Below are 15396 nucleotides of genomic sequence, written 5' to 3' on the forward strand. Positions count from 1 at the left end.
ACGATAATATTCACAGTTAGTTATTACTTAATATGATGACATTTACAAAGGTTCAACTGAATTAATGCCTGCAAAATTTTCAATGTCATTGAAAATTTCGCGGATATAAAAAATAATTAGCTCAAGCAAAATTAAAATCACAAATTGTTTTTTGGGTCGATTATGATATATATCTCTCATGTCATTATAAAATGAGATGGTTGAGAGTAATAGGGTTTCCTCTCAATCTCTGGGTTGGATCGCAGGTAGGGATCCGAGAATAGGGACTCGACCTACCATCTACTTCGATGTGAGATTAAGAGTAAGGGTTTCCTCTTAATCTCGGGTTGGATCGCAGGTAGGGATTAGAGAATAGGGGCTCAATCCCTGCCAACTAGTTTTAGATCAATGAAATGCTTTTCCAATAAAATATTTTCTAATTAAATGTTTTTCCAATATACTGCTTTTAAGTTATTATTAACTTTTAGCAAATACATTTAAAACCAATTTATAAAATACTCCCTTATTCTTACAATGTACTCAGCTTTAATAAAGTTTATGATTGTTTTTAAGATGATGCATATGCTGACTATCTGCTTTGAGATCAATTAGGCTTCTCGGTCGAGTTTCTTAGAAGTGTATGCTTCGATAGAGTAACTTTTTCTGTGCAGGACAACCTGAAAAATAGCCCTGAAAAGAATAACATGGGATGCTTGACAGTTAAAGAGGACGAAATCGTTTAAGGACTATTGATAAATCACTAGAAAGTTACTTACTAGAAAGTTACTTAATAATTACTTAAAAATTATAGGACTTACGTACTTGAGAACCAAAATCAATTACGGCAAAGACTATGGATTAAAGTCACGTTTTAGACAGTTAACGGTCTAATGATGTTGATTCTTCAGTTCAATCGCGTAAGTCCTATATTACTTGAAAATTACACTTGAAAATCGCTATAACATACCAGTAGGTAGAGAAAGATCTTCTCCACCTGCTTTTATGCAATTTGAATGTCCTCGAAACTTGTTTTTTTCAAATCTTAAAGTCCTTAGAACTTAACATTTTCTCTTGCCCATTGTGCTCCAGCTTCGAGAACCATCTGGTTAAACTCAATAATTTTGGTTTTCCCCGCGAAGTTTTCGGCAAGAGCCTCCTTGAAGACTTCTTCACTCAGGCCGGTTGCATTAAGGCCCATAAGGACTCCAAGCATGAAGGAATTGGCAGCTTTCTCAGAACCTGCTTCCTTGGCTTTTTCAGTTGCAGGGACGGCAACAGCTTTTACATTTGCAGGCGTTTCGACTTCGCCAATGGACGAATCGTAGAGGATAAAGCCTCCTTCTCGTACTACCCTTTCAAACTTTTCAAGGGAAGGACGATTCATAGCTATCAGGATGTCCGGAGTGTAGACCGTAGGAGAGCCTATAGGCTGGCCTGAAATCACGACCGAGCAATTAGAGGTCCCACCTCTCTGTTCAGGGCCATAGGACGGGAACCAGGAGGCATTGAGATTTGCCTTAACTCCGGCCTGCGCAAGGATTAGTCCCATGCTGAGGACACCCTGCCCTCCAAAACCAGCAATCTTGGTCTGGATCGGGGCAAAATCCTTTCTGGCAGGTTTTTCTTCGGCACCAGCTTCAATTCCGTAAAGCTTCTCAAGAGCTTCGGTTGTAAAGTCGCTGACTCCACGGTGCAGAGGTTCGACTTCTTTGGAGTTATCCCTGAAGTTCTGGACCGGGAACTCCTTTTCCATCTCCTCATTTATGAAATTGATAGCCTGCTCCGCATTCATCTTGAGGTTAGTCGGGCAGGCGGCAAGGACTTCAACAAAAGCATATCCTTTTCCGTCGCGCTGGATTTCAAGCGCCTTATGCACGGCTTTTCTGGCTTTCCTTATGTGGGAGATATCCGAAACTGAAACCCTTTCAATAAAAACCGGAGCTTTAAGGTTGTTAAGAAGTTCGCAGATGTGGAGAGGATAACCTGCAAAACGAGGGTCACGGCCTTCAGGGCATGTTGTAGTCTTTTCGCCCACAAGGGTTGTAGGTGCCATCTGTCCACCTGTCATCCCATAAACAGTGTTGTTTACGAAAAAGACTGCAAGTTTTTCACCTCTGTTTGCAGCCTGGAGAGTCTCGTTCAGACCAATGGATGCAAGGTCTCCATCTCCCTGATAGGAAATAACTACAGCATTTTCTTCAGCTCTGGAAACTCCTGTCCCAACCGCAGGCGCACGGCCGTGAGCGACCTGGATGTTACCTGCATCAAAATAATAGTAAGCAAAGACAGCACAGCCCACAGGACTGATCATAACAGTTCTGTCCTGAATCCCGAGATCGTCAATTGCTTCGGCAATAAGCTTATGCAAAACCCCATGCCCGCAGCCGGGGCAGTAGTGAGTGGCTGTCGAGGCTACTGATCCTTTGCGAGGATAGTCCGCGTACAGTGCTTTTGGCCTTCCTATTACTTTTTCTCCGTTAATGATTTCTGCTGCCATTTTCACGCCTCCCCTGCCATTTTCCTTATTTTGTCCATAATCTGGTCAAGGGTCATCAGGTTTCCTCCCATACGATTTACAAGCTCTACAGGCTGTGAACAGTTAATTGCAAGCCTGACATCATGTATCATCTGCCCATTGCTCATTTCCACGGAAATAAAGGAGCAGCCCTTGTCTGCCAGAGCTTTCAACTGCGCCTCAGGGAATGGGAAGAGAGTTTTAGGCCTGAAAAGCCCGACTTTAATGCCTTCCTGCCTTGCAAGATCCACAGCTGACCTGCAAATCCGGCTGCTGATCCCATAAGAAACAAGGACAATTGAAGCATCATCGGTAAGGTACTCTTCGTAATCGATTTCATTCTGCCTTATGAGCTCGTACTTTACCTGCAGTTTTTCATTGAACTTTCCAAGTTGGTCGAAATCCAGGAAAATAGAGGTTATCAGGTTAGGCCTGGTTTCAGCTGTACCGTTGACCGCCCAGGTTGTATCAATCTCAGGAACAATAGCTTGCTTCGGGAATTCGAGTGACTCGATCATCTGCCCTAGCACCCCGTCTGCAAGCACTACAGCTGGGTTCCTGTACTTAAAAGCAAGCTCAAAAGCTTTCATAGTAAAGTCGCACATTTCCTGCACTGAGTTCGGGGCAAGCACGATATTTTTGTAGTTCCCGTGACCTCCGCCTTTTACTACCTGGTTATAATCTCCCTGTTCCGGCCCTATATTTCCAAGGCCTGGTCCTGCCCGCATAATGTCTACAATCACACAGGGAAGTTCAGAGCCAGCAAGGTAGGAAATTCCTTCTTGCATCAGGCTAATTCCGGGGCCTGAAGATGATGTCATGACCCTGTGCCCTGCCGATGCTCCTCCGTAGACCATGTTGATAGCCGCCTCTTCGGATTCGGCCTGGACGAATTTCCGTCCTATTTTTGGCAAATATTTGGATGCATCATGTAGAATTTCACTTGCCGGAGTTATAGGATATCCAAAGAAACAGTCACATCCGGCATATAGTGCACCGACAATTATTGCAGAGTTGCCTTTTATTAGTTGTGTTGCCATATTTTTCCTCCTTTCCTGCCTTACCTGTCTTCCTCTTCTTTAAGGGGAATATGAATCTCGATTGCAAGCGGTTCAGGGCATGTATAATAGCAGCTTGCGCAGCCTGAGCAGCCCTCCCCTTTGTATTCCACATAATGGTATCCCCGGGCATTCAGGTTTTCACTCATGGAAAGTACGCCTTTAGGGCAGGCTAGAAGGCAACGTCCGCAGGCCTTACACTCCAGAGTATTAATTACAGGGTATGGTTCTTTTTTATCATCCTTTGACATATGAAATCCTCTTTTTGTTCACTTTTCAGTCCTCTTTGGACTCTTCTCAGGTTTCAAGCCCATTCCTGGATTTAGGGAATCCGGAATTTTTAATTCTTCCCGGACTTATCCAGTCCCTGTTTAATTTAACCTGTTTTTGACAGAAAGAAGAGCCTTAGATTTCCATAGTTTTCTTACGTTGTAAATTGCATAATTTATTAGACAGTTAATAAGTAGAAAATTAAGATAAAACTATAAAGTGGATTCAGAAACAAATCTTTTTAGAGCAAACTTTCCAGAAAGTTTAAGGTACTTATTTCTTTCCTTTTTTCCTTCTTTGTTTTGACCCGAAGCTTATCGGCTTCCGGATCAAAACAGGCGTTGTTTACTTTATCAGATTTTGTCTACTTTATCAGGTTTTGTCTACTTTATCAGGTTTTATTTGATTTTCTATTATTTGCATTTTATAGTATCCGATTTTTCAAATAATATATTTAGTTTAGTTCATTCTGGTCCTTATCCCGGATCTCGACCCTACGAATTTTTCCACTAATGGTCTTTGGAAGCTCGTCCACAAACTCTATTATGCGCGGATACTTGTAGGGAGCAGTGACACTTTTTACGTGATTCTGAAGCTCTTTTTTAAGCTCTTCTCCAGGTGCGTATCCTTTTGTGAGCACAACGGTTGCCTTGATAATCTGACCCCTTATAGGATCAGGAGCACCTGTAATTGCGCATTCAAGTACTGCAGGGTGCTGGATAAGGGCGCTTTCCACTTCAAAAGGTCCGACTTTATATCCTGAGGTCTTTATGATATCATCAGCTCTTCCCACAAACCAAAGGTAGCCATCTTCATCCATCCAGGCCATATCTCCTGTATGGTAGTAGCCATCGTGCCATGCTTCCTTAGTTTTCTCAGGATCTTTCCCATAGTGGACGAAGAGTCCGATAGGCTTGTTTTCCTTTGTGTTGATTACGAGTTCTCCTTCTTCTCCGACCTCACAAAGTCTGCCGTCCCTGTCCATCAGTTCAATTTTAAAGCCAGGAGACGGCTTCCCGATGGATCCGGGTTTTGGTTCCATCCAGGGGTAAGTTGCGATAGTTACAACGGTTTCGGTCTGCCCGAAACCTTCCATAAGCTTTATTCCTGTAAATTCGAGGAACCTGTTGTATACCTCAGGGTTAAGAGGTTCGCCTGCAACGACCGCATATTTCACGGTACTGAAATTATACTTTGAGAGATCTTCCTTGATCAGGAAACGGTAGATGGTTGGCGGAGCGCAGAAGGTTGTAACCCCGTATTTCGTGGCTTTTTCAAGCATATTTTTGGCTTCAAACCGATCATAGTCATAGACAAAGACCGCACAACCGGCTATCCACTGCCCATAGAGTTTTCCCCATACGCATTTTCCCCATCCGCTGTCTGCAACCGTATAATGCAGCCCGTCATCTTTCACGTTCTGCCAGTACTTTGCGGTGAGAATATGCCCGAGAGGATAGGTGAAATCGTGTTCCACCATTTTAGGGAAGCTCGCTGTTCCTGAGGAGAAATAAACGAGAGAAATATCGCTATTTTTCGTAGCAGCCTCGCCCGAAGGCCGTTCAAAATCAGGGGAGGCTTCTTCGAGCTCTTTCCTGAAATCAATCCAGCCCTCCCCTGTATATTCTCCAACGACTGCTTTTTTGAGCGGGATATTTTCGCATTCGGAGTGGGCTTCGTCTATCTGTTCGGGAACTTCGTTTTCCGATATGCAGACGATCATCTTCAATCCGGCTTTTTTAATCCGGTATACAATGTCTCGTGTCTTGAGCATATGTGTTGCAGGTACAGCAATGGCTCCCAGTTTATGCAGTGCAATAATACAGTACCAGAACTCATACCGGCTCTTTAAGGTGAGCATTACATAGTCGCCTTTACCTATCCCGTGCTTTGCAAAGAAATTTGCAGTTTTGTCGCTGTAGTACTTCAAGTCTTTGAAAGTAAAGATTTTCTCTTCCCCATTATCGTCACACCAGATCATTGCGATCTTCTCAGGGGAATCTCTTGCATAGGCATCGACTACATCATAGGCAAAGTTGAAGTTTTCAGGAACAAGGATTTTGAAATTTTTCTCAAAGTCATCATAGGATTCAAAGTCGGTTTTGGAAACAAATTGGCTGAGCAAAGAAGTCATTCTGAACACCCGTTTTCTTAATTTATTTATATATTATATAAATTTATGAAGGCTACACATCTCATTTGAATTTCAAGGTTTTAGCCTGGATCTTGGATTTCTTATCAGGTTTGAAACCAAGTCATGTTAATTTAAATCATGTATTTGTTCTAATCGAATTTACTGAGTTTAATTTAATCGAATAACATCAAACCGAGATGCATTAACGAATTGGACTATTACAGTATGACTGCCAGGAACCTGGCCGGCTTTCCTTCCAGGGCTTCCATAGCGTGTTCATAAGTGGAGTCAAAATAAATTGAATCTCCTTCATTCAGAATAATTTCATTATTGTGAATATAGACCTTCAGGCTTCCTTCCAGCACATAGTTAAATTCCTGGCCTGGGTGGGAATTTGTATCAGGTTTTTCCCCATGTGGTTTGGGTTCAACTGTAACTACAAAAAATTCAGCCTTTTTATGAATGAATTTTTCAGCCAGGTTCTGGTACTTATACTGCTTCCTCCTCTCAACGTTGACTCCTTTTCCATCCCGTGTAACTGTAAATATATTCATGCGCGGCTCTTCCCCTGTAAGGAGAGTGGCCATGTCTACACGCAGCTTGTGTGCAATTTCAAAAAGTATACTTGCCGGAATATCCTCAGTTCCATCTTCGTATTTTCCATAAATCTCATCGGATACCTGCAGATATTCTGCCATGTCTTTGACCGTGAAATCTGAGAGTTCACGCAGTTCACGTACTCTATCTGCAATTTCTTTTATTTTTTCCTGCATAATTACGTATCCTCCAGCTGAATTTTTCAAGAATTAACTAATATCTGCTTAAAAACCTTTGGCTTTGCAACTTTTATACCTGCTTTACAGTTTTTTTCTTCCAGATCCATTGAAAATTATAATTAATATACGTTATCATTCAGTTCCTACAGTCTTATTTTTGTAAGAAATCTCTAGAAGAACCGAATACTGGCAGATTCAAACATGCAGCTTTAAAAATGCATATGAAATTCTTCGAATAACATGCACAAACAAATGAAAGGTATTTTTTTCAAATTGTACAAGGTGTCCTCTTCAAATTATACAAGTTATCCTCTTAAAAGGTGACACACAAAACCTGAGATTCATGATTCTAAAAAGCACGAAGACATTTCTTCTGAAGAGAGAAGAAAAATTCAGTTTTCATAGGATAGAGAGCCGAAATATAAACTGGACAAAATAGAGGTTCATCTAACTGAAACATGTAAAGTTAATAGATCCATTTTATCCAGTGATGCATATCCTAAGGGTCAGAAAAAACGAACATGATATTCTTTGAATAACACGCACAACCAATGAAAGTGCTTGCAGATGGCATCATTTTCATGCTAAGAGATGTGAGCCTTCAAACCATAACAAAGGAAAGAACAAAGGCAAATGACACATTTATGACGATTGTTCAGACAGCAAAGAAACTGGGGGTAAATGCATATCAGTACATACGTGATAGAGTCCCCAACAAATTCGAGATGCCATTTCTGGCTCAACTCATTAGAAAAAAGTGCATTGAGTGGAAATCCCTCAATTTCCACTCAATTTGAAGAGGATACTTAATTTTTTATCCGTCCTGTTTTCACCAAATTTCAAAACTTATTATTCTTCCCTTAAGCTTATTCTTCCTTTAAGCTTATTCTTCCTTTAAGCTTATTCTTCCCTTAAGCTTATTCTTCTCCCATTTCTTTTCTGAATTCTATGTAATCTCTCTCAACTTCTTCGAGTTCGTGTTCCATTTTATCCCCCGTATTCAATTATAGTAACAGTAATTTATTCTTGCTTTTGTTTATTAGCAAAAACTACTTCTTCAAATTTACTTAATCCCCATTTTGAAAAACGCTCTTCACTTATATAAAGTTATCTGTCAACCGGTAAATCTTACAATTAACTATCATAAGTTAACATTGTATTATAATATTTTTTTAACTGAACGGAGAGATAAAATATTGCGGAGCGATAAAATATTTTAAATGAAAGATATGTGTTTTCTGTTCTCATGCATAAAAGTTCAAAACCTGAACTCCTTGTAGGAGTCAGGAATCTTTCAGGGCTTAAGGCCTGCTCAGAATATGCAGATGCTGTTTACTTTTCAACCGACAGGCTTAGCCTGAGAACAAAAGCAAAAGAAATCACCCTGGAGACTCTTGACGATTTTGTCTATGAGGTAAAAACCAGAGGGCTCAAGGCCTATCTGGCCGTAAATTCAACAGTAAATGAGGAAAGGCTCGGAGATGCATCAGATGTAATAGCTGCAGCTTCGAATGCAGGAGTAGATGCAGTTATTGCCTGGGACCCTGCTGTAATTCTCAGGGCACAAAAAGCCGGGCTTAGAATTCACATCTCCACGCAGGCAAACATTACAAACCATGAAACCGCGGATTTCTACCGAAACCTTGGGGCGGAAAGGGTTGTACTTTCACGAGAGCTTTCCCTTGAAGAAATAAGGAAGATAAGCCAGCAGACTGAGGTAGAAATCGAGACTTTTGTCCATGGTGCCATGTGCATGGCAGTCTCAGGCCGATGCCATCTGTCAGCTTACGTTCTTGGGAAATCCGGAAATTGCGGAGAATGCACTCAGCCCTGCCGCTGGGAATGGGAACTTCATGGAGAAAACGGGATTGTTGCTGCAAGCCTTGGAAAGTACCTTCTAAGTGCAAAAGACCTCTGTATGATAGGGCATATCCCAGAACTTCTCGAAGCGGGGATATCTGCCTTTAAGGTGGAAGGGCGACTGCGGGACCCTGGATACCTTGAAATGGTTTCCCGCTGCTACAGGGAAGCTATCGATGCCTGCATAGAAGGAGACTACACTCCTGAGAAAATAGAGACCTGGAGACGTGAACTTGCTTCGGTATATAACAGGGGATTTTCAACTGGCTTTTACTTTGGGGTTCCAGGTCTTGAGGGATTTTCTCCCGAAAAAGATATGAATGCCTCGGAAAAGCAACGCAGGGCTGTGGGAATAATTGAAAATTATTATACGAAACAGCAAGCTGCAGCAGTCAGGCTTCTCGAAGAAGGGATTTCGGTTGGAGACGAGATCGTAATTGAGGGAAATACGACTTATTTGAGGCAGCAAGTCCATTCCATTAAGAAAAATGGCGAACCTGTTGAAAGAGCTGAAAAAGGAGATACGATTGGCCTTGCGGTTGAAGGACAAGTCAGGAAAAACGACCGTGTTTTCATGATACAATTGAAATAAATGAGTTAATGTATTGTGTTTAAAGATATGTGTTTAAGGGAATAAATTTCCTAGTTAAAATAATAAAACAGTATCTATATATTGGATTCTTCCTATACGAGTAGCAAATCACAGGAAAGAAAAGAATTACAGGAAAGAAAAAAATTACAGGAAAAAGGCAATTGCAGGAAAAAATTACTCTATCTTATTCCGGTAATATTCTCAATCAGCTGGATACCTTTTATCGGTAAATAATCTTGTCTGTTAACTCTGATCAATAGGCTGGACCTTCATCCGAGTAAACTGTCCTGATTAATTTCCGATCCTCTGATAGATAGTAACCCTGATTGAAATTATTCGTTACAAACAATGTTCTTTATAAGCACTTCTCTGACTGATAAACAGTGTTCTGCTCCGCAATAAATGCAGATACGAACTTACTTCCTCGCTATGTGAGAAAATATTTTCTGTTTATCCCGGAGCCAGTAGTAAAGGTGATACCTTGATAAGCGTCAACGAAATGGGATCAAACGTTATCGAAGAGATGCTCGACTGGAGCGAAGACCTGAAAACTGAAGTACTCAAACTAAATAACGGGGCTACGGTTATTGACTGTGGAGTTAAAGCGGAGGGCGGATATGAAGCTGGAATGTACCTGGCAAGGCTCTGTCTGGCCGATCTCGCTGATCTTAAATATACTACCTTTGACCTGAAAGGTCTCAAATGGCCTGCCATTCAGGTAGCAACAGACAATCCTGTAATTGCCTGTATGGCTTCCCAGTATGCAGGCTGGAGAATTTCTGTAGGCAATTATTTCGGAATGGGGTCGGGTCCTGCACGTGCCCTTGGCTTAAAGCCGAAAGAGCTCTATGAGGAAATCGGGTATGAGGACGACTTCGAAGCCGCAGTCCTGGTCCTGGAATCCGATAAACTCCCTGATGAGAAAGTTGTGGAATATATTGCAAAACATTGCAGCGTAGACCCTGAAAACGTAATGATTGCTGTTGCTCCCACTGCCTCTATTGCTGGTTCTGTCCAGATCTCTGCCCGCGTTGTAGAAACCGGAATCCATAAATTTGAGTCCGTTGGTTTTGACATCAACTGCATTAAAAGCGGATATGGAGTTGCCCCAATTGCTCCTGTTGTCGGAAACGATGTACAGTGCATGGGCTCGACCAATGATTGTGTGATCTACTGTGGCGAAACCAACTATACAGTCCGCTTCGAAGGGGAACTGGCCGAACTTGAGGAATTCGTAAAGAAGGTGCCTTCCACAACCTCCCGAGACTTCGGAAAGCCTTTCTACCAGACCTTCAAAGAAGCAAACTTTGACTTCTTTAAGGTTGACGCAGGCATGTTCGCCCCTGCCAGGCTTACGGTAAATGACCTTAAAAGTACAAAAACGATTTCCAGCGGCGGGCTCTATCCGGAAATCCTGCTTCAGTCCTTCGGGGTCAGGCAAGTTTAAAGGGTAAAAGTCATTTTAATTGAGGTTTTGCCATTTTTCACATAATCCCTTTATTTCCGCTAATATTTAATAGCATAGCTTATTTCTTGAAAAATTTATATAATAATTACTTAAAATCTATTTAATTCTTTGTTTTTATCTAAAATTTGAATTGGAGCAATAAATAGCTTATTTATTAGGAAATAAACTTTATTTGAGCTTTCAAAACATACTAAATATTTATGTTTTTATGAAAGTTATGAAAATAAATTGCAATAAATTCTAATTTTGAAAGTAAATGTAATATTATATCAATTTTTGAACTTAACTCGTATTCAAAGGTATTTTGAAGTATTATTTTAGAGGCTTAAAAAGTAATTTTATGCCAAAATACGTGATTTTAACAGATTTTTTAGGTTTTAGAGCATTTTTATCAATTTTGGTAGAGCCTCAATTAAAATGACAATACATTTATAGTTAAATCAGTACAATAAAATTATGAAACTTGAAGAGCGTCTCGAACTCTTTAAAGAAAAAATAAAGACTGATGATTTTTTAAAATGCAAAGGGTTAGGAAACGAGATTCCATACTGGATTTTTGATTACGAACCTGAAAAAGAGCTTCTTGTTAGGGACACAATAAGTAAACTTATCTCAGGTCTTGAGAGCAAACACTCGATTAAGATAATTGAGATTAATCTGTATAACCTATGTCTCAAAATCCTAAACCAGAAGCTTACTGATGAGAAACTGATTAAGTTCGAGATGAAAAAGGGTTCAGATGCCTTGCTTGAGAAAGTAAGATTGATTCTAAATCAAGAGGCTACAAAAAAAGAGATTTCCGAGATTCTCAAAGTCGATTACGACCTTATTTTTCTGACAGGAGTAGGAAACGCATGGCCAATGGTCAGAGCTCATTCCATTCTTAATAACCTTTATTCTGTTACAGGCAAGAAGCCTCTGGTACTTTTTTATCCAGGAAAATTCAGTGGGCTTGACCTTAGCTTATTTGGTGAATTTAAAACCAAAAATTATTACAGAGCTTTCCGCTTGATGCCAGAGGCAATGTAATCATGAGATTTTTAAAGTTTTTAGAGGGGAAGTTTGAGGTATTTGAGATACACCTTAAAATTTCTACCGAATCATATTAAGATCTGATCAGAGTGCTAAACATGACAGCTGCAGAAATAAAAATAGAAGACTTATTTGAGAAAGATATCCGAAGAGATATCGATGGGGTAATAAAGGTCGATAAGGAAGATGAAAGTAGTGTTTATACTGAACTTGATGAGTATGTGGTAACAGGTGAGTCTCTAAAGCATTTTGATAATTTTTTTAGAAATTATACTGCAGCCATGGAAGAGCCCACAGATCGGATAGGAGTCTGGATCTCAGGGTTCTTTGGCTCTGGAAAGTCACATTTCCTCAAAATCCTGTCGTATTTACTGGAAAATAGATCAGTTCAGGGCAAAACTGCACTTGAATTTTTCAGGGAAAAAATTACAGATCCTGCAATTCTTGCCAATATCGAAAAAGCCGTTAATACAGGCAGTAAAGATGTCATTCTCTTTAATATTGATTCTAAAGCAAATACTGTAAACAAAGGCGACGAGCAGATTGTAAATATCTTCATGAGGGCTTTTAATGATAGGCGTGGATATCTGGGAGATGTCTTCTGGATCGCAGAACTTGAAGAACAGCTTGAGGATAAGGGACTTTATGAGCCTTTTAAAGCCGAATTTAAGCGTATAAACAGAGAATCCTGGGAAGAAAGAAGGGTTGCTTACAGTTTTGAGCAGGACGATATTATAGAAGCTCTTGTAAACTGCGGTTTCATGAGCAGGGAAGCTGCTACAAGGCTCTTTGAAAGCGATGGAGCAAGCTATACTTTCAGCGTTGAGAAATTTGCAAATAAGCTTGATCAATACTGTAAATCGAAGGGAGAAAACCATCAGGTAATTTTCCTGGTGGATGAAGTGGGACAGTATATAGGAGAAAACAGCGAGCTGATGCTCAATCTCCAGACTATTGTAGAAGATCTTGGGACCAGGTTAAGGGGGAAAGCCTGGGTTGTTGTAACCTCGCAGGCTGATATTGATACGATTACGAAGGAACACGTAAAAGGCAACGATTTCTCCAAGATTCAGGGGCGTTTTAATACCCGCCTGAGCCTTACCAGCGCAAATGTAGATGAGGTTATCAAGAAAAGAATCCTGCAGAAGAAAGAGGAATACAGGGAGTTTCTTGCCTCTTACTACGCTGAAAAACAGATAATACTCAGGAATCTGCTTGCGTTTTCAAACCGGGCTGAAATAAAGGTTTACAGGAACGAAGCCGATTTTGTAGATGTATATCCTTTTGTCCCGTACCAGTTCAGCCTTGTGCAGAAGGTCTTTGACAAGATCAGGGAAACAGGTTTCACAGGAAAACACCTGGCAAAGGGAGAAAGATCACTCCTTGGGGCTTTTAAAGAGTCGACAGTGAACTACTGTGAGGAGAATGTAGGGCTGTTAATTCCTTTCCATGCCTTCTACGAGACGATTGAAGGTTTCCTTGACCCGATTATAGCAAGGACAATCTCCCAGGCCCGGAAAAATGAGTTACTTGATGAGAACGACTGTGAACTTCTGGAAGTCCTGTTTATGATCAGGAACATAAAGGAGATCGAGCCAAACCTGGATAACCTGATAGTGCTCTCCATTTCCTCGGTTGATGAAAATAAGCTCAAACTGAAACAGAGAATTATTGAATCCCTCCAAAAACTCGAGAAACAGACCCTGATAAACAAGTCTGAAGACAAGTACTATTTCCTGACAAATGAGGAGCAAGATATCAATAGAGAGATCAAAGAGATAGATATTGAAGATCACCAAATCCTTGAAGAGATCCATAGGATGCTCTATGACCAAAAATCAGGAATTTGCCCGTCTTCCTATGAGGATTACAAATTTAACAAAGCGGTTGATGACAGGGTAAAGGCTGTCTCAGGTGCAGACCTTACAATCAAGTTCCTTACTCCTCTTTCAGACCAGTACTATAGCAGGAAAGGTAACCAGCAGTCCCTATACGGCGATAATTTAAGCAATATTGATTCAACCGATACCCTTCTTTTCGTGCTCCCCAACGACGAATTAATTGATCAGATTAAGTCTTACCTGAGAATCGAGAAATACCTCAAGCAGAACTCTTCAAACCGGAATAACATGGAAATCCAGAATATTCTGTTCACAAAAGAGAAAGATGCCGAAAGCGCAAGAGCAAAAGCAGCAGAGTTGATTGTTCAGGGAGTCTCGGATTCCAGGGTCTTTGTTGATAACAAGGAAGTAATGCCTGGAAAAACCAGCCCGAAAGAGCGCATAAAAGAAGGGCTTGCTCTCCTTATAGAAAACGTTTACAGCAAAGCCGAATATGTCAAAAGGAATTACGAAAACGAGAATGAAGTGCTCAAGCTCCTGCGTTTGGATGACCTTGAGAAATTTGGGGTTACAGGCAGCGAGACAAACAGACTGGCTTTAAAAGAGATGCTTGATTACATCCAGCAAAAGAACGGGAGAAGTGGAAGGGTTCTTTTAAGCGATTTAAAGGAGCGTTTCACGAAAAAACCTTACGGCTGGAAAGATATGACGGTTTCAGGGCTTGTGGCAACGCTTTACCTGAGAGAAGAACTCAAACTCCGCTACCAGTCCGAATATCTTTTCAATGCAGACGATGCTACCGCAAAGCACCTGACAAAGAAAGATGATGCTGACAAGCTGGTCATAGAAATCAGGGAAAAAGCCGGAGAAGAGGACCTCAAAGCCGTAAAGCAAATTCTCAGCGACATTTTTGAAAAAATAAACCTGAAAGAAAAAGAAGGGGAGCTTTACAAAGAGGTAAAGAAAATCTTCCAGGAAGAGCTTTCAAACCTGCAAGGTCTCGAAGGCAGATATAAGGAAGAAACAGGCTATCCGGGCAGGTTCCAGATAGAAGCCTACAGGAAATTCCTGAAGGAACTGACCGAGAACCCGGATTCCTCAACTTTTTTTAGAGCAGCCGCTTCCCAAAAAACCGAGTTTGAAGCACTTCACGCCGAAGCGGAGCCTGTAAAGAGCTTTTTTAACAGCGCTCAGGCTGAAATCTTCAAGAGGCTTGCCAGCAAGCATAAAGATTACTGCAGAAACCTCCAGTTCCTTGACGGAGAAGCAAAAGCAGCCATTGATGATATTGACTCAATCCTGAATATGGAAAAGCCTTATTCCCAGATTCGCCAGCTACCAATCCTGGAAAAGAAGATAGAGGTTTCAATTAAGGAGGCTCTTTCTGCCCAGAAGAAAGAGGTAAGAGAAAGCCTTGATACGGTTTTAAAAGAGCTTGAGAAGGAACTTTCAGACGAAAAGTTTTCGGACGATTTCAAGGAAACAATGCTCGCGCTCTTTAATGTGATCGAAAGAAATCTGAAAGACGCTGAAGACTGCGCTCTTGTGCAGAGCCAGCTCTCTCTTATAAACGATCTCCGCGTAGAAGCCTACAAGCAAATCGATCTCAAGCGGCAGACCATTCGGGAAAAGCCGCCGAAAGTACCCTATGGGGAAGGCATTGACAATCCAGAAAAACCAGACGCAGAGCAGGAAGAAAAACCGACATTACCTCCGGTGCCGCAAAGAACTACAAGAGTAATAAACAAGATCTCATTTTTCAAGTCCGGAAAAATGCTGGAAAGCGAGGCTGATATCGAGGAGTACCTGACACAGCTGAAAGAGAAAATGCTGACAATTCTCAAGAAGGAGAACATAAGGGTCTAAAAAGG

General features: G+C 41.1%; 10 protein-coding genes. 5 read left to right on the forward strand and 5 right to left on the reverse strand.

The window, feature by feature from the left end:
• Positions 1-1030 precede the first annotated feature (1030 nt).
• From FXW07_RS01480 to FXW07_RS01500, 5 genes are all read right to left on the reverse strand, one after another.
• The gene (locus FXW07_RS01480; protein WP_229393439.1) at positions 1031-2476 is read right to left on the reverse strand and encodes a 2-oxoacid:acceptor oxidoreductase family protein; all 1446 of its coding nucleotides are present in this window, start codon (positions 2474-2476) and stop codon (positions 1031-1033) included.
• A gap of 2 nt (positions 2477-2478) precedes the next feature.
• Positions 2479-3534, reverse strand: a complete 1056-nt coding sequence (locus tag FXW07_RS01485; RefSeq protein ID WP_229393440.1) for a 3-methyl-2-oxobutanoate dehydrogenase subunit VorB — start codon at positions 3532-3534, stop codon at positions 2479-2481.
• 20 nt (positions 3535-3554) lie between these two features.
• Complete coding sequence (locus tag FXW07_RS01490) at positions 3555-3803, reverse strand: ferredoxin family protein (RefSeq protein WP_048116514.1); 249 nt, start codon at positions 3801-3803, stop codon at positions 3555-3557.
• Between the two features lie 473 nt (positions 3804-4276).
• Entirely contained in the window at positions 4277-5956 is a 1680-nt protein-coding gene (locus FXW07_RS01495; protein ID WP_229393441.1) for an AMP-binding protein, read from the reverse strand.
• Between the two features lie 218 nt (positions 5957-6174).
• Entirely contained in the window at positions 6175-6729 is a 555-nt protein-coding gene (locus FXW07_RS01500; RefSeq protein ID WP_229393442.1) for a cupin domain-containing protein, read from the reverse strand.
• 554 nt (positions 6730-7283) lie between these two features.
• Here FXW07_RS01500 and FXW07_RS01505 point away from each other — a divergent pair.
• The 5 genes from FXW07_RS01505 (at position 7284) to brxC (ending at position 15391) form a co-directional block, all read left to right on the forward strand.
• Positions 7284-7529 carry a hypothetical protein gene (locus FXW07_RS01505; protein ID WP_229393443.1) on the forward strand — a complete coding sequence of 82 codons (246 nt, stop codon included), beginning with the start codon at positions 7284-7286 and terminating at the stop codon, positions 7527-7529.
• A gap of 449 nt (positions 7530-7978) precedes the next feature.
• Positions 7979-9184, forward strand: a complete 1206-nt coding sequence (locus FXW07_RS01510; RefSeq protein WP_229393444.1) for a peptidase U32 family protein — start codon at positions 7979-7981, stop codon at positions 9182-9184.
• Between the two features lie 481 nt (positions 9185-9665).
• Entirely contained in the window at positions 9666-10631 is a 966-nt protein-coding gene (gene mch, locus FXW07_RS01515) for a methenyltetrahydromethanopterin cyclohydrolase (RefSeq protein ID WP_229393445.1), read from the forward strand.
• Positions 10632-11108: 477 nt separating this feature from the next.
• Complete coding sequence (locus FXW07_RS01520) at positions 11109-11681, forward strand: DUF1788 domain-containing protein (protein ID WP_229393446.1); 573 nt, start codon at positions 11109-11111, stop codon at positions 11679-11681.
• Between the two features lie 101 nt (positions 11682-11782).
• Positions 11783-15391, forward strand: coding sequence for a BREX system P-loop protein BrxC (brxC, locus tag FXW07_RS01525; RefSeq protein WP_229393447.1), 3609 nt, complete (start codon positions 11783-11785; stop codon positions 15389-15391).
• The last annotated feature ends 5 nt before the right edge of the window (positions 15392-15396 follow it).

The organism is Methanosarcina sp. DH1, assembly GCF_020804205.1.
Lineage (GTDB): Archaea > Halobacteriota > Methanosarcinia > Methanosarcinales > Methanosarcinaceae > Methanosarcina > Methanosarcina vacuolata.